This window comes from Parafrankia sp. Ea1.12 (assembly GCF_900465275.1).
In the GTDB taxonomy this organism is placed as follows: Bacteria; Actinomycetota; Actinomycetes; order Frankiales; family Frankiaceae; genus Parafrankia; species Parafrankia soli.
This window is the reverse complement of record NZ_UBIZ01000402.1, coordinates 1-19132: the sequence shown is the minus strand read 5'-3', so window position 1 is coordinate 19132 and position 19132 is coordinate 1. Positions and strand designations below refer to the sequence as shown.

The window sequence follows — 19132 nt, the reverse complement described above, 5'->3', positions numbered from 1 at the left end:
CGTGCTCGAACGATTCACGGAGGAGTCCAGACGGGCGGTGCGGGCGGCCGTCGACGCGGCAGTCCTGGAACCCGGCGAACGGGTGCACACGGCGCACCTGCTGCTCGGCCTGGCCATCGAGGGCGGCGCGGTCGGCCGGGCACTGGCCGGGCTCGGGCTGGACGAGGCCGCCCTGCGGGGCGAGCTCGCCGGGGCGCGGGTGATCTCCTTCGGTGGGCGTGATCTCGACACCGACGCCCTCGCCTCCATCGGGGTCGACTACGACGCGGTGCGGCGCGCCGCCGAGCAGCGCTTCGGGGAGGGCGCGCTCAACGGCGCCCTCGGTGGCACGCTCACCCGCCGCCCACCGCGGCGATCCTGGTTCCGGCGCCGCGGGCCGGTCCGTCTCGCCGGCGAGGCGAGGCGCGCGCTCGAACGCACGCTGCGCGTGGCACAGGCTCACGGTGCGAAGAGCATCGAACCGCGGCACCTGCTGCTCGGCGTGCTGAGCAACCCGTCATGCATCGCGGTCCGCCTGATCGAACGGCGCGGGCTGACAGCCGACCAGGTCCGCGCCGCACTGTGACGGTGCCGGGATCAGGGCCCAGGCCAGAGTCGAGGCCGGGCCGGCAGCGGCTCTTCGTCGCGCTGCTGCCACCGGCGGAGGTGGTGCGCGAGTTGGCCACCACTGTCTCCGAGGCAACCGCCGCCGTGGGGGCGGGCGTGCCGCGGCTTCGCTGGACGGATCCGTCGCGGTGGCACGTGACGCTGGCGTTCCTCGGGCCGGTCGAGCCAGGGACGCGGCCCGCGCTCGCCGAACGGCTCGGTCGGGTCGCCCACCGGCACGGCCCGGCCGAGCTGCGCCTCGACGGCGCCGGCCGCTTCGGCCACCGGGTGCTCTGGGTCCGGGTCGCCGGCGATCTCGGGCCGCTGGCGGCGGGGGTGCGCCGCGCGGCCGTCCGGGCCGGCGCGGACGGCGGCGACGACCGCCCGCTGCGGGCCCACCTCACCCTGGCCCGCGTTCCCGAGGGCACCGCCGCCGACCTGCGACCACTGGTCCGCGCCCTCGGCGAGATCATGAAGCCGTCGGCCTGGACGGCGCGGACCCTGACCCTGATGAGCAGCGTCGGTGGGCCGTCCCCCGTCTACAGCGTCGAGGGCGAGTGGGACCTGAGCGGCTCGTCACCGGCCGGCCGGTAGCGGTACCCGACCCGCCGGACCGTCTCGATGTGGTCCCGGTGATGGCGGCCCAGCTTGCGCCGTAGCCGAGTGATCATGACGTCGACGGTGCGCGGGGCGGACGCGCCGAGGGCGCCGGGATCCTGCCGCCACACCTCGCGCAGCAGCTCCTCCCTGCTGTGCACACGGCCCGGGTTGCGCACGAGGTAGTCGAGCACCTCGAACTCAAGGTAGGTGAGGTCGATCGGCCGTCCGTCGACCAGGACCTGCCAGGCCAGGCGGTCGACGTCCACGGCGCCTCTGACGGGTGTACTCGCGACGAAGCCGGCATGGGCTGCCACGGACGCCTCCAGGCGATTCGGATTGGGCACGAGGTCGGATGACACGAGTGTGTTGAACGGGCCGGGTGGGATGAACGGGCGCGGTGACGTGGGGCGGGAGGAGCCGCCGGGAGCTCGCGGGGAGCGGGCGGGAGCCGGAGCCCCTTGTCACTGTTACGAGCAACCCGTGATGTCCTCGCTGGTCGTTCGGACGGAGCCGGTCCAGCGCAGGTCCGGCAGGTTGACGACGATCGCGTCCTGGGTGCTGCGGGCGATCACCACCAGGGCCTCGTGCTCGGGATCCGGGTTCTCCTCGCGGTGCGGCACCCACGGCGGAACGAAGATGTAGTCCCCCGGCGAGGTCCGGATACGGATCTCCCGCGGCGGAGCGCCCGAATCGCTCCCGCCACCGTTCTCGCCGCTCCTGCCGTTGCCGCCGTCCGCGCCGCTCGCGCCGCCGTGGCTCGCGACGCCGGTGTCGTCCCCCGCGAGCTCGTCCGCCGGGAAGACGAACTCCGGATGCCCGCTGACCACGTAGATCGCGGTCTCGGACCGACCATGGTGATGATTGGCCGACGCGGTAGCCGGCGCCACGTGCGTCTGGCCCATCCACAGCTTCGACGAGCCCACGGTGCGCGCGCTCACCGCCGCCAGCCGCCGCATCCCGGATGTCTGCGCCGTCTCGGGATCGAGCGCCCAGGGCGCGATGTGATGCAGCCGCCGATGAAAGGCGTCGATCTCCTCGGGGGACGGGACAAGATCGTCAATGGACGGAACGTGCAGGTCACTCACGGGTCGGCGCTCCGGTGCTGAGGTCGGTGGTGCGGTCGGTCGGGTCTGTGGCAGCACATCGCGTCGGCGGACGCGCCCGCTGGAGGCGGCCCCGGGCCAGCAGCCGCGCCCGCCGCACCGTCGCGCCCGCCCGCTGGCGGGGCCGCGTTCGGGCATGCTCCCGTGCCGCCGTCCACCGGTGCCGGACAGGACCGGCGGGGCGCCGGACGTCACCGTCCGGACTTCGGGATGGCTGGTGGCGGTGTGATGCGCGTGGCAACGGACGCGGGCGGTGGCGTGGTGCGGGCGGCCGGATCGCGGCGACGGGCCCGCGGGCGGGGGCCGTGCCGCGGCGCGCCACGGGCGGCGTCAGTAAGCCGAACAGGCGGCGGAGGCGACCCGCAACAAGTCGATGTGCCCACGCGTCACGAGGTAGGCCGGCTTCAACACAGAAGCAACGGAAACACGCCGGCGGATCGCCGCCAACCGATCAATGATGTGATCTGATTCACTTTATCACCGCTTGACTGAACAAAGCGGCGCTCCGCACAGTTCTCGACGTGGCAGCTTGCGTTCTCCCCACCCGTCGGCCGCTGCCATCGCACAGGTCCTGGTTCGCCTCCCGCCCGCTGCTCACCCGTCGGCGCTGCGTCGACTACGGTCGCGCCACCCGCTGCCGCTGTCGCGCCACCGCCCGCTCCTGACGAAGCCGGTCCGCCGCGCGTGGGTCGCCCCGGTCGCGCGTCCGATGCGTGCACCTGTTGTGGTCTGTTCCGCCGTGGCCTGATCGCCCGGCGGTCGGATCTGCCGCGCGCTGCCCGCCTGCCACGGCGGCCGGGCTTCGCACGGCGGCCAGGCTTCGCACGGCGGCCAGGCACGGCTGGCGGATCAGGCTCGGCACCCTCCCGGTCGCGGTCCGGGCCGTCCCCGCGGCACGGTTCCGCCGACCGGCGCGAACGCCCGCGCACCCGGGTGCCGGACGCCCGTGCCATCGGTGACCAGCGACGACAAATGCACCAGTGCCAGCGATGACAAGTGACAGTGCCGACGAGCGATGGCGACGATGAGTGACGGTGAGTGACGAGGACGAACTCGCGCGAAGTCCAGCCAGCGAACCCGCTCCGCGACGTCCATCCTGACCGGAAGGCCGCTCATGCCACAGACCGCATCTCCCGCTTCGCCGCGCCTCGTCGTCATCATCGGCAACCCACGGCCCGGCTCCCGGACGCTGACCCTCGCCCGCTTCCTCGCGGAGCGGATTGCGGACGAGCTGCCGGTCGCGAGCATCGAGATCATCGATCTCTCCACGCTGGCCCGGTACCTCTTCGCCGACGACGGCCGGGTCGCCGCGGCCCTCACGGCCGCGGCCGAGGCGGATCTGCTGATCGTCGCGTCGCCGGTCTACAAGGGCAGCTACACCGGTCTGCTCAAGTCGTTCCTGGACCTGCTGCCCGGTGGGGCGCTGCGGGGGGCGACCGCCGTACCGGTGGTCATCTCGGCGGCGCCGGACCACTCGGTGGCCGGGGAGCTCTACCTGCGCCCGGTCCTCGTGGAACTGGGTGCGACCGTCCCCGCCCGGTCGTTCGCGGTAATCGAGGAGCAGCTCCCGGACCTGGACATCGTGGTCGACTCCTGGGTTGTCTCGCACGCCCCCGTGCTTCGCGCCAGCGTCGCCGCACACACCGGGACGGCGCTCTTCGCCCAGGACGTCCGGGTGGAAAACGACCTCGTGGAGACGGCTCGATGACGCTCGACACCCTCGGCCGCGACCCCTCGCCGCACCCGGACCAGCCACGGACGGCTCCAGCACCGGAACAGGCGTCCCCGTTGTCCCAGGTGCCCTCGGTCTCGGTGGCTCCCGCACCGGTTCCGGTGCCGGCGGCGCCGCAGTCGGGGGCGGCGGTCGACCCGGCGGCGCTGCGCAGTGCGTTCCGCCGGCACGCGGCCGGGGTCACCGTCGTGACGATGATCGGTCCCCGGGGTCCGGTCGGCTTCACCGCGACGTCGGTCGCCTCCCTCTCCGCGGATCCGCCGTTGCTGTCGCTGTCCCTGTCCGCGACGTCGTCGAGCGCGCCGGCGCTGCTCGCCGCCGGCACCCTCGTCGTCCACCTGCTCTCGGACGGCCAGCAGGAGCTCGCCGCGCGGTTCGCGACCTCGGGCATCGACCGGTTCGCGGAACCGACCCGCTGGCGCAGCCTGCCCACCGGCGAGCCACTGCTGGTGGACGCGGCCGTGTGGCTACGGACCCGCATTCACTCCCGGCTGAACGCAGGCGACCACCACCTGGTGATCGCCGAAGTCCTGGAAACCCGCTCCCACCGCCAGTCCCAGCCCCTCATCTACCACAACGGCGCCTACGGCACCATCAACCCCAACAAATAGGAATAATCCCCCCATAAGCCCCCCGATAACTCCGGGTCGGGCGGAGCTCCGACGAAGTGTGGCGACTGAGTGAGTCCATGGACTCACTCAGTCGCCACACTTTCGCTACGCGCGGTCATATTGTCTACTTAATTGGTAGAGAATATGGGCTATACTCTTGGTGTGCGCGTGTTTTTCCGCCCGGGAGGAGGGCCGGCATGGCGCTGCCTGATTTCGTCGTCATCGGGGCTCCCGAAGCCGGGACGTCGAGCCTGCACGCCGCGCTCACCCGCCACCTGGGCCTGGCGATGTCCCCCGTGGCGGAACCGGGCTACTTCCTGACCTCCGGACGTCCCCGGGACGACGCCAGCCCCCCCGGCCACGGCGGCGGTGCCAGCTCCGGCGGTCCCGTTGGCCCTGCCGGCCATCCTGGTCTCGGCGGTTCCGCCAGCCCCACCGGTCTCTCCGGCCCCGGTGGCTCCGGTGACCTCGCTGGCACCGGGGGATCTCGGGCCGCGGGCGGTGCTGGCTTAACCAGCGAGAACTACATTTGGTGCCTTTCGGACTATGAGACGTTGTTCCGGGGTGGTGACGGGCGTCGTCCGCGCGGTGAGAGCACTCCTTACTACCTTGCCGAGTTCTCCGCCCAGCGGCGGATGCACGAGCTCCTGCCCTATCTGCGGATGATCGCCGTCCTGCGTGACCCGGTGGAGCGCGCCTACGCGAACTGGCTCGCGCACCGAAGGACCGGGCTGGAACCGCTGCCGACCCTGATCGAGGCGCTCGACGCCGAGGAGGAACGGTGTGCGGCCGGCTGGAGTCGCAGGTGGCGGTACGCCGAGCTCGGGAGGTACGGCGTCCAGCTGCGGCGGTTGTACACCCTGTTTCCGCCGAGCCAGGTGCTGCTGGTGCGTTACCGGGACCTGGTCCTCGAACCCGCGGCCGTGCTGCGCCGCGTCTGCGGATTCGTCGGGGCGGTCGACCCGGCGGCCGGTTTCGGGTGCGACAGCCGGATTTTCGCGCCGGCGACAATCGATCCCGGCACGACGCGCGTTGTCAGGGAGGCGGTCCCGGCGGCCGTCGATCCGATGGACGCCGTGCTGGCCGAGCTGCGGCGCAGCCTCAGGCCGGGTCCGCCGCCACCGCCCGGCCTGCGCGAACAGGTCCTCGACCGGTTCCGGGACGACATCGCCCTACTCGGCCAGCTGACGGGATCCTCTTTCGCGGAGTGGCTCGACCGCGGCGACCTCCCCCTGACCGCCGGCCGCTGACCCGCGCCCGCCGGCCCGCCGACGGCTGACCTGCCGGAGGTGGACGCGCGGCCTGAAGACGGTAGCGTCGGCCCGGATGAGCACACAAGCGGGTGACAAGGCCGAGCCGGACGTGGTGGAACTGCGTCCGCTGCCCTACGACGGTGTCCGCTCCGTCGCGGTCGGCACCGTCATGTGGCTGATCGCCCTACTGGTCATGATCCCGTTCGCCGACGATCTGCGGGCGGATGGCCGGCTCTGGTGGATCGCGACGGCGGCGGTCGGCTTCGTGCTCGGGCTCATGGGCCTGTGGGTCGTCGTGCGACGCCGGAATCGGCTGCGCGCGACCGCCGCCGAGCCCGACTGAGCACCAGAAGTCAAAGATCGTCGAGGTCGTCCTCGGCCTGACGGCGGCCGGCGCCGTCGGGATCCCGCAACGCGGCGGCCAGTCCGTGCCGGCGCTCCCACTGGCCGGCCCGCCAGGCCAGAGCCCGGGCGAGCGCGTCCGTGCCGGCCTCGGCGTCGACGTGGATCTCACCGCCGATGCTGCCGACGACCCGCCACGGCACCCGGACCCGTCCCCCGCCCAGGCTTGAGATCCACAGCTCGGGATGGACCTGGTACCGCGCGACGAGGGGACGTGCGGCGCCCGGCACCGCGGCCAGGTCGACCCCGTCGAGCGAATCCGGGGTGTCCGCGGCCCCGACCAGGGTCGCGCTCCCGACGACGACCGCGTTGCCGGCCACCATGACGGTCCTCGTCACGGCCCTGCCCGGAACCGCACCGCGGACGCCACTGACGCCACCGCCACCGGTACCACCGCGACCGGTGCCGGCTCCGGCCGAGACAGCGCTGCCAGCGATGGAACCGCCGGCCTGAACGGTGCTGTCGATCAGAACAGCGGATCCACCGAATCCAGCGGATTCGCTCAGTCCAGCGGATCCACCCAGTCCAGTGGATTCGTCCAGTACAGCGAAGTCGGCCAGCTCCGAGGCGAGACGCAGCCCGAGGATGTGCGCGGCCTCGGCGGCGCGATCCAGTGGCAGGCGCAGCGCGGGATGGTCGGCGCCGATCACTTCGAGCAGGTCCGGTGCGTCCACGACCACCACGTCGGCGGAGCGGAACACCCCGGTCGGGGTTCGTACGGTCAGCGGCGGATCCAGCCTTGGGCCGGTCGTGCCGGAGGGGTCGGCCCCGAGCAGGCCGGCCGCGCTCACCGCGGCCATGTAGAGCGTCCGGGCCGCCGGCCAGCCGATCTCGCGGTCGGCGTCGCCGAGCCGGTCCAGCAGGTCGATCACCGCGTCCGGGTCGGTGAGCACGTCGTCGAGGGTGAGCCGGCAGCCGAGCCGGCGCAGCAGCTCCGGGTCGACGCCCGGCAGCGGCGCACCCGGCGCGAACAGCCCGGTCAGCAACGGATCGGCGCCGGGCAGGACGAGCTCGCCCGGGGGGAGCCGGGTGTCCGGGTCGCCATCCACCGGCAGCAGCGCGTGCCGGGCCAGCCACCAGCGGGTGTACGAGGGTTCGGCGCCGAGAACCACCCGGCGCAGGGGCGGGCGGGCGAGCTCCGCAAGCGCCTCCGGCCATGCGTCGGGGTCGACGAGCTCAAGGTCGCGGACGGCCGCGAAATGCCGGACAACCCGCGGCGCCCCTGGCACACCGTGCGCTCCCGGCACACCGTGTCCACCCGGCACGCCAGCCGCGCCGGGCCCGCGGCCGGAGCCTCGCCCGTCACCGGAAGCCGCGGTGCCCCGTTCCCCCGTCCGGTCGGCGGCATCGTGGACGTCATCCGCCCAGGTGTCGCTGTCGTCAAGCTCGAGCAGGACGGGCTCGTCCGGGTCGAGGGTCACGTCCGACGCGTAGAGGACGCCGAAGGTCCGCAGGACGCCGACGGCTTCGAGGACATGGTCCGGCCAGGCGGTGCTCAGCCGTGGGTCCAGGGCGCCGAACGGCGCGTCCTCGGCCAGCAGGCGGTCGAGCGGTCCGTCGGCGATCACCAGCTCGGACGCGGGCGCGAAGCCGCCGCCCTGTTCCGGGAGCAGCAGCCCACCCAGCCACGACGGCATCGCGGACGGCCCCTGCTCCGGGTGCGGATCACCCACGGTGTCGGACGGGAAGCCGCCGCCGTCCAGCCCGTCATTGCGGTCGTGCCCGTCCGAATGGACGGTGCGCCCGTCTGAACTGGTGGCGTGCTCGTCCGGATGAGCGGTGTGTCCATCCGGGACAATCGCGCGCACCAGCGCGAGTACGGCGGCGGCGAGGGCGTCCAGCTCGCCGGGGTCGTCGTCGGGGTCGGCCTGGGTGACGGCCTCGCGTACCGCCGGGTCCCGCAGCACCCCGGCCGGCGTGCCCTCCGAGGCGCCCAGGGTCCGCAGCGCGTCGCGGGCCGTACCCGCGCACGCGTCGGGATGGACGACGCGCAGCGGCAGCCCCGATCGGGCCAGGGCCACCACGTCCAGATCGGGGGTGGGTAGCAGGGCCCCGCGCGGTCCGGTGACCATCCGGCTGGGTGGTGTCGCCAGGTCGGCTCCACCCCCGTCCGGTCCGGTCCCGGTGGACGGATCAGCATGGGCGAAGGCCGGCGTGGAGCCGAGGTCGTCGCCGTCGGGCACGACCACGACCGGAACCGGCAGCGCGCCCAGGGCGTCCCGGTCGGGTGCGGTCAGCAACAGCGGGTACAGCCCGGCCCACCAGGACGGCGTCCGCCGCATGCCGCGCAGGACCTCGACGACGGCCCCGGTGTCCAGGCGGCGGACGCCCAGGAGGTCGAGGGCGGGCCGGCGGCGCCGGGTGGCGAACTCGGCCGGCAGCAGCCCGTCGAGCACGGCCTCGTCGGCCGCGGCCTCGTCAGCCTTCCCCGCCGCGGCAAAGTCCGCCAGGTCCGGGTCCGTCATCTCCGTCCGGTCCAGGTCCAGGTCCGCCAGGTCTGTCAGGGCCGCGCCGTCCGGATGGCGGGGGTCACCGGCGCCCGCCCCGCCCCCGGTGAGGTCGGTGCCGGAGCCCGTCTCGGCGCCCGCGCGCAGCAGGTCGGTGACGGCGTCCGTGGCGGGGCCGAGGTCCAGGACGAGGCAGTCCCGGCCGCGGCGGCCGCCCGGCAGGACGGGGGCGTCCGGCAGCAGCGCGAGCAGGCGGTCGCGCAGCCGGCCGTCCACCTCGCTGCGGGGCAGCCCGGTCGGCACGAGGTCCAGGACGGTGAGGGGATCGGGAGCCGCGTGGCGCTCCCCGTCCGCGCCGTGGTCACCGCTCTCGGCGCCGTCCGGTCGGGCGGTGGCCAGGTGAGCGGCGAGCGCGACGACCGTGTCGGCGAGCCGGTCGGTGAGCCAGTCCCGCAGGGGCCCGGGCACGGTGTGCCGTCGGGACGGATCGAGCGGCAGGTCGACGCTGATCAGCGCGGGCAGGCCGACGGCCTCGTCGGTCGGCTGCGGCGCGCGCACCACCTGCGCCACCTCGGCGGGCCAGCCGCCGTCCGGGATCATCACCCGGGCGTTGTAGGTGGTCCTGTCACGCTCCTCGACCGGGCGGTCGGCGAGCAGCTCGGACGGGATCGAGCCGCGGTGGACACAGCCGCGCCACCGCGTGCCGTCGACGGTGGCGATTTCGAGGTCGGTTCCGTCCGGCCCGGGGAGCACCGGCTCCCAGACACACCGGTGGGTTCGGACGTCGCCGTCCACCTCGACGACGATCTCCTCAAGGCCGGGCAGGACGAGGGGCAGCGTGGGGTCGAACGCGGCGATGAGCTCGCGTGCCGTGGCCGCCGCCGCCGTGTCCCGCAGCGGCAGCCGGACGACGGTGTCGAACCCGTCGCCGGGCCCGGACGCCGGGTCGCCGAGGTCGAAGGGCAGGCGCAGAACGGGCACGGCGCCGGCGCGGCGGTCGAGCTCGCGGCGCAGTGCGTCCGCGCCCGTCGCGACAACCAGGTCGGCGGTGCGCTGGCGCGACCACTCCACCCCGCGCCACGCCACGCCGTGCCGTTCCACCCCGCGCAGGTCCGTACTGTGCTGGTCCGTACTGTGCTGGTCGGCGTCACGCCAGTCCGCCGCGTCGCCGGGGCCCGAGGGCGCCCGGGAGACGATCGACGGCGTGTCCGTCACCGCGAGGACCGCGGCGAAGCCGGCGCCGAAGCGGCCGACTGCCTGCACGTCGCGCTTCGCGGACGCGCGCAGCGTCGACAGGGCCTCGACGCCGGCGGCGGTCAGCGGGGCGCCGGTGTTCGCCACCTCGAGCAGCCCACCCGGCCCGCCGTGCGGGTGCTGCTCCGACGTGAGCCTGATGTGTACCTTTGCCGGCACACCGGCGGCCGCCGCCGCGTCGACCGCGTTCTGGAGGAGCTCGACGAGCAGGCGGTCCCGGTAGGCGCCGAGAGCGGCGTCCTCCTCGGCGTTCGCGTCCTCCCGGAAGCGGCTCGCGGAGGCGGCCCACGCCTCGATGACACGTGCCCGAAGCGCCGCGGTGTCGAACGGGGTGGCATCCACGGCCTCATCCTCGCCCGTGGCGGGACGGCCGAGCGGCGAGGGGTGCCGCGACCGGCGTCCCGAGAGACGCCGCCGCCGCGCGGGACCGCTGTGCGCGAGCGCCGTGTGGACGCCGGTGGGACAGCGGTGGGACGGCGGCACGCACGAGAGGGGAGACGAGTCCGGTGGCACGGGGCGATGCGCAGGACGGCGATGCGCGCGGCGGCGCGGCGGGATTCGCTCCGGCGCTGCCAGGGGCCCTGGAGGAGCAGTGGAAGGCGATCTCCGGCCACGTCGGCGGGCTCCCCGACGAGGCGTTCGCGGCCCCGAGCGCACTGCCCGGCTGGACTACCGCCGAGCTCGTGCTGCACACCGCGCGCTCGGCACTCACCCTCAGCGCCGCGCTGCGCGGGGACCCGGCGCCAGGCCTGGCCAGGGGATCAACGCCCAGCCTGGCCGGGGGATCAGCGGGCGGCTCGGGCGGAGGACCGGCGGGCGGCTCGGGAGCGGAGTCGAGCCTGGCCCGGACCGGCGGTGCGCCGCTCGTGACCGCGGCCGACTACCTGGCCGGCACCGGAGCCCGGGCCGGGGCGATCGCGGCCACGGTCCGGGATCTCGCCGCCGGCCAGGCTCCGGAGGCGGTGCGCGTGGCCTTCCGGGACGCCGCCGCGGGCGCCGCGGCGGACCTGGCTCGCCTCCCACCGGACGAGATCGCCGACCGGCTGGTGATCACCCCGGGTGGGCGTATGCGGTTGGGTGAGTTTTTGCTCACCCGAGCGGTGGAAGCGGTCGTCCACGGCCTGGACCTGGGTGTGCCCCCGGCGCGCCCCGCGTTGAAGACCGTCGTGCGGCTGTTCACGTCGATGCTCGCCCAGCGCGCTCCGGGGCACGCGGTGGAGCTGCGGGTGCCCCCCTTCTCCGCCGTGCAGATCGTCGAGGGGCCTCGGCACACCCGCGGTACACCGCCGAACGTCGTCGAGGCCGACCCGGCCGCGTTCGTCCTGATCGCGACGGGCCGGCTGGCCTGGGAGGCGGCGCTCGCCGACGGCCGGATCCGCGCCAGCGGTGAGCGTGCCGATCTACGGTTCCTGCTGCCGCTGCTCGCCTGACCGCATCCGGCCCGCCTGCCGGACAGCACCGGGCCGGCCTGCCCTGACGGCATCCGCCGCCCGCTCGACGGCACCCGCCGTCCGCCTGACGGCGCCTGGATGTTTGTCTGGTCGCAACCGGGCGGGCCGGTGTGCGTGTTTGTCGTGTTTTCTTTGTGACCTCTGCGTCGCGTGACGGGGGAGATCGCGCTCGACCGGCCGATCGGCGTCCCCGCTGCTAGCGTTGGTTATGTGGGGAGTCGAGGGCGGGCGTGAACGTCGGGTGGTCCCGGGGTGCTTCCCGTGGCTGTCGGTTGATGTGAGTGTCGTCATGCCCGGGGGTGTCACGACATTGCCTTGAACCCGCCCCGTTCCTCCCGACATCTCGGTCACCCTGACCTCTCTAGGAGACCTGGTGCCACACGTCGCCCACAGCGACGACCCCGCATCTCGCCGGGAGTCGACGTCCGTCCGCCGCCCGCCGCAGTCTCGCGACGGCCGCCGTCGCGACGGCCTTCTCCACGGTGCCCCGCGCAACGGTGATCCTCTCGGCGGTGATCCTCTCGACAGCGATCTTCTCGACGACGATCCCGGCCCGCGCGACGCCTGTGGCGTCTTCGGTGTCTGGGCGCCCGGGGAGGACGTGGCGAACCTCACCTACTACGGCCTCTACGCCCTCCAGCACCGCGGCCAGGAGGCCGCCGGGATGGCGGTCGGCGACGGCCGCACCGTCGTCGTGTTCAAGGAACTGGGTCTGGTCGCCCAGGTCTTCGACGAGATCACCCTCTCCAGCCTGTCGGGGCACGTGGCCGTCGGGCACACCCGGTACTCGACCACAGGCTCGTCCACCTGGGAGAACGCCCAGCCGTCCTACCGGACGGCGGGTTTCGGCGGGCCGATCGCGCTCGGCCACAACGGCAACCTGACGAACATCATCGAGTTGGCCGGGTCGCTCGGCGACAGCGAGGGCGGCCAGGGCGCCACCACCGACTCCGACCTGATCACCGCGATGCTCGCCGCGCATCCTGGCCCGACCCTGGTCGACGCCGCGATGGACGTCCTGCCCCGGCTGGCGGGGGCCTTCTCGCTGGCGTTCGCGGACGCGTCGACCCTGTACGCGGCGCGGGACCCGCACGGCATCCATCCACTGGTGCTGGGCCGGCTCGACGACCGGCCGGACGGCGCGTGGATCGTCGCCAGCGAGACCGCGGCGCTCGACATCGTGGGCGCCCGCTTCGTCCGCGAGATCGAGCCCGGTGAGCTGGTCGTCATCGACGCAGGCGGCCCGCGCTCGCTCACGTTCGCCCAGGCCGACCGGCATGTCTGCCTGTTCGAGTACGTCTACCTCGCCCGCCCGGACACGACGATCGGTGGCCGGTCGGTGCACGCCACCCGGGTCGAGGTGGGCCGGCGGCTCGCCCGGGAGGCACCGGTCGAGGCCGACCTGGTGATCCCGGTCCCGCAGTCCGGTGTGCCGGCCGCGGTCGGCTTCGCCGAGGCGTCCGGCATCCCGTTCGGTGAGGGCCTGGTCAAGAACTCCTACGTCGGGCGGACGTTCATCCAGCCGTCGCAGACCATCCGCCAGCGGGGCATCCGGCTCAAGCTGAACCCGTTGCGCGACGTCATCGAGGGCCGCCGGCTCGTCGTCGTGGACGACTCGATCGTGCGTGGCAACACCCAGCGGGCCCTGGTGCGGATGCTGCGCGAGGCCGGGGCGACCGAGGTGCACGTGCGGATCTCGTCGCCCCCGGTGCGGTGGCCCTGTTTCTACGGCATCGACTTCGCCACCCGCGCCGAGCTGATCGCCAGCGGCTGTGGCGTGGAGGAGATCCGGCGCTCGCTGGGCGCCGACTCGCTCGCCTACGTCTCCCTCGAGGAGCTGGTGGAGGCCTCCGAGCAGCCGGCGGACGCGCTGTGCCGGGCCTGCTTCGACGGCATCTACCCGGTTCCGCTCGCCGACTCGGACAAGCTGGGCAAGTACCGGCTGGAGCCGTTCGGGCCGCAGACCACGGAGGAGGTCATCGCGCAGGCCCTCCGGGAGCGGGTGACCCTGGGGATGAACGGCGCGGACCCGTCCCCCGACAATCACGATCTCGATCTCGACCTCGAACCCGTCCCGCTCGAGCCCGCCCAGGACGTCGGCGCCGCGCGCGCGAACGGGGCACGGCCCGACGGGACGAGAGCCGACGCCGTGGCGGTCGACGGCGCACCGGCCGACGGGTTGGCCACGAACGGAGCCATCACGAACGGCGTGGCAGCCAATGGGGTGGCCACGAACGGCATGGCAGCGAACGGAGTCGCCACGAACGGGGCCACGGTGAACGGAATGACAGTGGACGAGGTGGCAGTGGACGGCGCACCGCTGGGCAGCGCGCGGTGGTGAGGCACGCCAACGGATCCGGCCAGGGCTCAGAGGCCGGCGGCCAGGGGAGCACCACCGAGGGGCGCTCGGTCTCCTACCGGGACGCCGGGGTCGACGTCGAGGCCGGCGACCGGGCCGTGCAGCTCATGCGCCAGCACGTCGCCCGCGCCACCCGGCCCGAGGTCGTCGGGTCACTCGGCGGCTTCGCGGGCCTGTTCGCGCTGGACGTGGCCCGTTACCGGCGCCCGCTGCTCGCCTCGTCCACCGACGGCGTGGGCACGAAGATCGCCCTGGCCAGGGCGATGGACGTCCATGACACGGTGGGCATCGACCTGGTCGCCATGGTGGTCGACGATCTCGTTGTCTGCGGCGCGGAGCCGCTGTTCCTGCTCGACTACATCGCCTGTGGCTCCCTCGAGCCGGCGCGGATCGCCTCGATCGTCGCCGGGATCGCCGCCGGCTGCGAGCAGGCCGGGTGCGCCCTGGTGGGTGGCGAGACCGCGGAGCACCCCGGCCTCATGGGAATCGACGACTACGACCTGGCCGCGACGGGGGTCGGGGTCGTCGAGGCCGACGCCGTGCTCGGGCCGGAGCTGGTCCGGCCGGGGGACGTGGTGGTCGCGATGGGGTCATCCGGTCTCCACTCCAACGGTTTCTCGCTGGTAAGACACATCCTGTTCGGTCCGGTCGAGCCTGACCAGCCCGGAGGCGTCTCCGTGGCGGGTCGGGAGGCACTGGCGAGGCGCGAAGAGGCCCTGGGGACGACGCTCGGACAGGCGTTGCTCACGCCCACCCGCATCTACGCCCGGGACTGCCTGGCCGTCATCGAGACGGCCGAGGTGCACGCCTTCGCCCACATCACCGGCGGCGGTCTCGCGGCGAACCTGGCCCGCGTGATCCCGCCGGGGACGGCTGCCGTCGTGGAGAGATCGACCTGGGCTCCGCCGGCCGTGTTCGGCCTGCTCGCCGAGCGCGGCGGGGTGAGCGAGGCCGACATGGAGGCCACGTTCAACCAGGGGGTCGGAATGGTCGCGGTCGTCGCTCCCGCCGAGGCCGAGGCCGTGGTGCGGACGCTGGCTGACCGCGGCGTCGCTGCCTGGATCGCGGGACGGGTCGAGCCGCTGCCCGGCGGAGCTGGAGAGGACGGCGTGGCGCGCCTCGTGGGCACCCACCCCTGACGCGGCCGGCGGCCCGGCCACGGGCGGCCCTGGTGCGGCTCGCCCCGCCACGGCCGCCCGGGCAAAGAGGCGGCCGGTCACGAGCCGGCTCGTCGGGGGCCGCGTGCGGACCAGCCCGAACACCTGCCCGCGGGACATCCACGTGGGCGGCCGGCCATCACTGACATGGGAGGCTCCTCGGTCGGGAAGATCCTGACCTCTGAGACTCTAGGACGGAACACCGACAGTTCCGCCCAGCCTGGCTCGGCGCCCGGTGTGCCCGCGCGAGGCGGGCGTACCGGACTCGATCTGCTGCCGACATGGACGACCACCTGTCGCCAGGTGGTCGCAGCCGGTCCCCCGGATTTCCCGGAGGCCCGGCGTCGGCCGGGGCAGCCCCGGGTTCAACGGGACGAGCGGTGCTCGTCCTCATCGTCCAGGTAGGCGTCGTAACCGTAGTCGTCATCCGAGTACGGTTCGTCGCTCTCGGTCTCCCGCGTAGTACCCGCGCCCAGATCCGCCTTCAATCGGTCGAGATCCATAGTGGGCGAGTTGTACTTGAGCTCGCGGGCGACTTTCGTCTGCTTGGCCTTCGCTCGGCCGCGCCCCATGGCTCGACCCCCTCGAACATGACGACGGGGACCCGCCCCGGTGCTCTCACTGTCTCGTGCTTCCCGAGACTACAGGGATCGCAGCCTACTCGGCACGCCAACCCGACAGTTACCTGTCGTCGGACAACACGGCGGAGATCATCTGACCCCTACGGATGGTCCCGGGACTCCCCTGACAGCGGGCCCGCGGGCCCGCCGCGACGCCCGCGCGCCGGTGCCCGATGTGCCCAGCGTCACGGCTTCCGGGGGCGGGAAAGGCGTGCTGGCACACGGGTTCCGGGCGTGCCCGCCGGTGACGGTCAGGGCAGCAGGATGCCCCGCAGCCGGCCGATGTCGGTCATCCGGCGCTCTGCGAAGCGTCCCGCCGCCACCGCCGGGGTGGCGCCCTCCGCCTCGGCGAGCCGGAAGATGTCCAGCGCCGTGTCGAAGATCCGGGCGGCCCGGGCCCTGGCCCGTTCCGGGGAGTACCCCTCGATCTCGTCCGCCACCTGGATCAGTCCGCCGGCGTTGACCACGAAGTCGGGCGCGTACAGCACGCCCGCGTCGGACAGGACCTTGTCCATGCCCGGGTGGGCCAGCTGGTTGTTCGCCCCGCCGCAGACGATCTCCGCCCGCAGCGCGGGCACGACCTCGTCGGTGAGCACCCCGCCCAGCGCGCAGGGCGCGTAGATGTCGACCTCGGCCCGGAGAAGCTCGTCGGGGTCGGCCACCAGCTGGACGTCGGGATGGCGGGCGCCCAGCCGCCGCAGGGCGCCCGGATCGGTATCCCCGGCCAGAACGGTCGCCCCCTCCTCCACCAGGTGCCCCACGAGGCGCAGGCCGACCTTGCCGACCCCGCTGACGGCGACCCTGCGCCCGGCGAGCGAGGGTGTCCCCCATCGGTGCCGGGCGCAGGCGCGCATCCCCTCGAAGACGCCGTACGCGGTCAGGACCCCGGAGTCGCCCGAGCCGCCGTGCGCCGGCGAGCGGCCGGTGACCCAACGGGTCTCCCTGGCGACGGTGTCCATGTCCTCGACGTACGTCCCGACGTCGCAGGCCGTCACGTAGCGGCCGCCCAGCGAGGCGATGAAGCGCCCGTAGGCGCGCAGCAGCGCCTCGGTCTTGTCGCGGGCGGGGTCGCCCAGGATGACGGCCTTGCCGCCGCCGAGGTCCAGGCCCGCGCAGGCGGCCTTGTAGGCCATCGCGCGGGAGAGCGCGAGGGCGTCGGCCAGTGCGGACGCCTCGTCCGGATAGGCGTGGAACCGGGTGCCTCCCAGCGCCGGCCCCAGCGCGGTCGAGTAGATGGCGATCACGGCGCGCAGGCCACTGGCCCGATCGGAGCAGAACACCACCTGCTCGTGCTCCGCGCCGGCCTCGAACACCGACGAGACTCCCGTGGACGTGCCGACCACCGCTGACATGACCGAGCCTCCCTCCGGACGGCTCCGCGAGCCGACGGCCCGTGAGCCCTGTGCGCGGCGGGCTCCCGCCGGCCGCTGCGGCGAACATTACGGGCCCGGCCCGCGCGGCTCCTGTCGTGCGGGCCGCCGCCGTCCGGGCGGCCCTGACGGGCGCGGAGCCGGCCCGGGAGGGGGTCCGGCGGGGTTGCGGTGCGGCTGGCGCTACCGGGTCTCACCGGGGCGATCGCGCGGGTTGCCCGACCTCTCATCGCCGCCGGGCCCGCCGCGCCCGTGGTCCGTGCCAGGATCGGAGGCATGCCAGGATCCAGGGGCATGTCCGCACCTGTTCCGGCCCTCCACGGGGGGTCGGCGTCCGTGGCGATCCCGCTGCCGGCGGGCATCGCGGGTGACGCCGCCGTCGAGGCCGGTGTCTAGCGTGGCTGTCGTCTCACCCGCTGCCTACCTGCGGGTCTACGAGCCATTGGCCGCCTTCCCGCCCGCGGACCGCGTCCGTTGGCAGCGGTACGCGGCCTCGGGGCCGCCCTCGCGGCGCGCGGGCGCCCGGCGGGAGCGGGTCGTGGCGCTGGTGGCGGCCGTCCGGCCGTCGCTGGACGTCGCCGACGAGTCCGCCTTCGTCCAGTGGGCGGACGGCCTGATGTTCGTCTGCCCGTGGTCGACGCAGCTGCGGGTGTGGCAGGCGGCGATGGAGTTCCGCGGGCTGATGCCGGAGCGCGTCGCCGAGGCCTTCCTCCCGCGCCGGCTGGTGGACCCGGCGGAGACAGAGCTCGACCGGTGGAAGGCACGCCGGCCCGAGATCAAGGTCCATGTCCAGACCTGCACCTGGATGGTGCCGCCGACCTGGTTCGTACTGTTCGACCCAGCGGAGCGGGCGTTGGTCACCGGTGACAGCGCCGACCGTTCCATGGTCTACCGGACCACGATGAGCCTCGCTCGCCGCCGGGTCGGCCGCGCGGTGGAGGCGATGGAGACCCTCCGGGCGGCGAACACCGACGCCCCCGCGATCGAGGGCGTCGCCGAGCTGGCCCGTTGGCTGGGGTCCTTCCATCCGCAGAGCAGGGTCGAACTGGACTACGACGGGCTAGTTGACCTGCTGGACGACGACATGCTGCGGCGGGACACATCCGTCGAGGACATCGTCGAGGCGGTCAGCGCGTTACGCCGTGGGCGAACAGACCTTGCGGTCGAGGCGTACGAACGAGTGCTGATCAGGTGGAGACCCCTGCAGTCACGGGAATCTGCCAGTTGATCGGCGCCGCCTGTTAGCGCAGCGTTGCCCTCCGCTTCGGACGAGCTGTGACTAGTCAGCAGATGGTCCTGACGTGCCATGTCCGAAATGCCCCCGAAGGATGCACGATCTGTATGGGACGGAGCGACGCTCTGTGACGGGAGGCCAACGCAATGACGACGAGAACGCCGGATGCCGAGCCGCTGCTGACGCCCGCCGAGGTGGCCACGATGTTTCGGGTGGACCCGAAGACCGTGACCCGGTGGGCCAAGGCCGGAAAGCTGACCTCGATCCGGACTCTGGGCGGTCACCGCCGGTACCGCGAGGCGGAGGTGCGTGCCCTGCTGAAGGGAGTTCCGAGCATCGGAAGTGACATCTGATAACTGCGCCGAACCGGCGCTGATGGCGGCGTCCTGGTAGGACCAGGCGTTCGGCGGCTGCCCGGCCGGGCGAACAACCCGACGGCCGGACCCGCCTGCTGAGCGGACGTCCCATATGCCTGAACTCTCCACCGCTCCGGGAGGGCGGTGGTGGTTCACGTGTCGAAACCGACGGGCGGCACCCATGCTGTCCGTCGGTTTCGTTCGTTCCAGCCCGCCTCGCGGGTGCGCACGCACCCGCGTCGCGGCCGGAACGGCGGCTTGGGAGGGCGGCTGGGGACGGCCGTCGCCATGTCGGCTCGGGGCGGCCTTCGCCGTGCCCCAACTCGGGGCGGCGTTCGTCATGCCGCGCGGGAGCTTGGGGCCATGCGCGATCTTGCGTGGTTCGGCGGCGCCCGTGAGGCTGTTCGCATGGTGGGAACAGCCGGCGGCCGGGCCGTGGGTCGACGTGGTCCGCGGGCCCGAATGCCGGGTGCCCTCCTGGCCTTTCTCACCGTGGTGCTGCTGGTGGCCCTGTGTCCGGCCGTCGGGTTGTTCGCCCGGCCGGGCAGCCGCCGAACGCCTGGTCCTACCAGGACGCCGCCATCAGCGCCGGTTCGGC

General features: G+C 73.5%; 17 protein-coding genes. 11 read left to right on the top strand and 6 right to left on the bottom strand.

The annotated features are described in order from the left end of the window. Position 1: 1 nt before the first annotated feature. Both FMEAI12_RS23385 and thpR read left to right on the top strand, forming a co-directional pair. The gene (locus FMEAI12_RS23385; RefSeq protein WP_071064932.1) at positions 2–565 is read left to right on the top strand and encodes a Clp protease N-terminal domain-containing protein; all 564 of its coding nucleotides are present in this window, start codon (positions 2–4) and stop codon (positions 563–565) included. 83 nt (positions 566–648) lie between these two features. After that, positions 649–1179: an RNA 2',3'-cyclic phosphodiesterase gene (gene thpR, locus FMEAI12_RS23380; protein ID WP_368672101.1), complete on the top strand. Its 531-nt coding sequence runs from the start codon at positions 649–651 to the stop codon at positions 1177–1179. Here thpR and FMEAI12_RS23375 read toward each other — a convergent pair. From FMEAI12_RS23375 to FMEAI12_RS40130, 3 genes are all read right to left on the bottom strand, one after another. Then, complete coding sequence (locus FMEAI12_RS23375; protein ID WP_347177286.1) at positions 1125–1571, bottom strand: winged helix-turn-helix domain-containing protein; 447 nt, start codon at positions 1569–1571, stop codon at positions 1125–1127. The two genes, thpR and FMEAI12_RS23375, sit on opposite strands and share 55 nt — an antisense overlap. A gap of 81 nt (positions 1572–1652) precedes the next feature. Next, positions 1653–2270, bottom strand: a complete 618-nt coding sequence (locus FMEAI12_RS23370; protein ID WP_112107848.1) for a cupin — start codon at positions 2268–2270, stop codon at positions 1653–1655. 348 nt (positions 2271–2618) lie between these two features. Next, a complete protein-coding gene (locus FMEAI12_RS40130) occupies positions 2619–2699 on the bottom strand; it encodes a putative leader peptide (protein ID WP_368672102.1) in 81 nt (26 codons plus the stop codon). A 703-nt stretch (positions 2700–3402) separates the two neighbouring features. Here FMEAI12_RS40130 and FMEAI12_RS23365 point away from each other — a divergent pair. From FMEAI12_RS23365 to FMEAI12_RS23350, 4 genes are all read left to right on the top strand, one after another. Continuing rightward, a complete protein-coding gene (locus FMEAI12_RS23365) occupies positions 3403–3996 on the top strand; it encodes an NADPH-dependent FMN reductase (RefSeq protein WP_112107847.1) in 594 nt (197 codons plus the stop codon). Next, the gene (locus FMEAI12_RS23360) at positions 3993–4631 is read left to right on the top strand and encodes a flavin reductase family protein (RefSeq protein ID WP_112107846.1); all 639 of its coding nucleotides are present in this window, start codon (positions 3993–3995) and stop codon (positions 4629–4631) included. The genes FMEAI12_RS23365 and FMEAI12_RS23360 overlap by 4 nt, the downstream gene beginning before the upstream one ends. A gap of 197 nt (positions 4632–4828) precedes the next feature. Then, on the top strand, positions 4829–5881 hold the full coding sequence (locus FMEAI12_RS23355) for a sulfotransferase (RefSeq protein ID WP_112107845.1): 1053 nt from the start codon (positions 4829–4831) through the stop codon (positions 5879–5881). A gap of 76 nt (positions 5882–5957) precedes the next feature. Next, positions 5958–6227: a DUF2530 domain-containing protein gene (locus FMEAI12_RS23350; protein ID WP_071064927.1), complete on the top strand. Its 270-nt coding sequence runs from the start codon at positions 5958–5960 to the stop codon at positions 6225–6227. Between the two features lie 10 nt (positions 6228–6237). On the opposite strand, the gene FMEAI12_RS37315 is transcribed toward FMEAI12_RS23350, so the two are convergent. After that, the gene (locus FMEAI12_RS37315; protein WP_200835392.1) at positions 6238–10329 is read right to left on the bottom strand and encodes a sacsin N-terminal ATP-binding-like domain-containing protein; all 4092 of its coding nucleotides are present in this window, start codon (positions 10327–10329) and stop codon (positions 6238–6240) included. Between the two features lie 164 nt (positions 10330–10493). Here FMEAI12_RS37315 and FMEAI12_RS23335 point away from each other — a divergent pair, with 164 nt between their 5' ends. The 3 genes from FMEAI12_RS23335 (at position 10494) to purM (ending at position 14936) form a co-directional block, all read left to right on the top strand. Continuing rightward, positions 10494–11417 (top strand): sterol carrier family protein, encoded by a 924-nt coding sequence (locus tag FMEAI12_RS23335; RefSeq protein ID WP_235014355.1) that lies wholly within the window; start codon positions 10494–10496, stop codon positions 11415–11417. Positions 11418–11811: 394 nt separating this feature from the next. After that, positions 11812–13779, top strand: coding sequence for an amidophosphoribosyltransferase (gene purF / locus FMEAI12_RS23330; protein WP_112107844.1), 1968 nt, complete (start codon positions 11812–11814; stop codon positions 13777–13779). Further along, positions 13773–14936 carry a phosphoribosylformylglycinamidine cyclo-ligase gene (purM, locus tag FMEAI12_RS23325; RefSeq protein WP_112107843.1) on the top strand — a complete coding sequence of 388 codons (1164 nt, stop codon included), beginning with the start codon at positions 13773–13775 and terminating at the stop codon, positions 14934–14936. The genes purF and purM overlap by 7 nt, the downstream gene beginning before the upstream one ends. Positions 14937–15319: 383 nt before the next feature. On the opposite strand, the gene FMEAI12_RS23320 is transcribed toward purM, so the two are convergent. Continuing rightward, positions 15320–15526, bottom strand: coding sequence for a DUF3073 domain-containing protein (locus tag FMEAI12_RS23320; RefSeq protein WP_018503970.1), 207 nt, complete (start codon positions 15524–15526; stop codon positions 15320–15322). A 299-nt stretch (positions 15527–15825) separates the two neighbouring features. Next, entirely contained in the window at positions 15826–16926 is a 1101-nt protein-coding gene (locus tag FMEAI12_RS23315) for a Glu/Leu/Phe/Val dehydrogenase dimerization domain-containing protein (protein WP_071064923.1), read from the bottom strand. A gap of 415 nt (positions 16927–17341) precedes the next feature. Here FMEAI12_RS23315 and FMEAI12_RS23305 point away from each other — a divergent pair, with 415 nt between their 5' ends. Together FMEAI12_RS23305 and bldC are read left to right on the top strand one after the other, a co-directional pair. Beyond that, positions 17342–18172, top strand: a complete 831-nt coding sequence (locus FMEAI12_RS23305; RefSeq protein WP_020464584.1) for a hypothetical protein — start codon at positions 17342–17344, stop codon at positions 18170–18172. A gap of 152 nt (positions 18173–18324) precedes the next feature. Next, positions 18325–18531, top strand: coding sequence for a developmental transcriptional regulator BldC (bldC, locus tag FMEAI12_RS23300; protein WP_006540950.1), 207 nt, complete (start codon positions 18325–18327; stop codon positions 18529–18531). Positions 18532–19132 lie beyond the last annotated feature (601 nt).

Excerpts from the sequence above, each read along its gene's own strand:
- FMEAI12_RS23365 (WP_112107847.1), top strand. The coding sequence starts at position 3,403 with ATGCCACAGACCGCATCTCCCGCTTCGCCGCGCCTCGTCGTCATCATC.
- FMEAI12_RS23360 (WP_112107846.1), top strand. The coding sequence starts at position 3,993 with ATGACGCTCGACACCCTCGGCCGCGACCCCTCGCCGCACCCGGACCAG.
- FMEAI12_RS23355 (WP_112107845.1), top strand. The coding sequence starts at position 4,829 with ATGGCGCTGCCTGATTTCGTCGTCATCGGGGCTCCCGAAGCCGGGACG.
- FMEAI12_RS23350 (WP_071064927.1), top strand. The coding sequence starts at position 5,958 with ATGAGCACACAAGCGGGTGACAAGGCCGAGCCGGACGTGGTGGAACTG.
- FMEAI12_RS23320 (WP_018503970.1), bottom strand. The coding sequence starts at position 15,526 with ATGGGGCGCGGCCGAGCGAAGGCCAAGCAGACGAAAGTCGCCCGCGAG.
- FMEAI12_RS23315 (WP_071064923.1), bottom strand. The coding sequence starts at position 16,926 with ATGTCAGCGGTGGTCGGCACGTCCACGGGAGTCTCGTCGGTGTTCGAG.
- bldC (WP_006540950.1), top strand. The coding sequence starts at position 18,325 with ATGACGACGAGAACGCCGGATGCCGAGCCGCTGCTGACGCCCGCCGAG.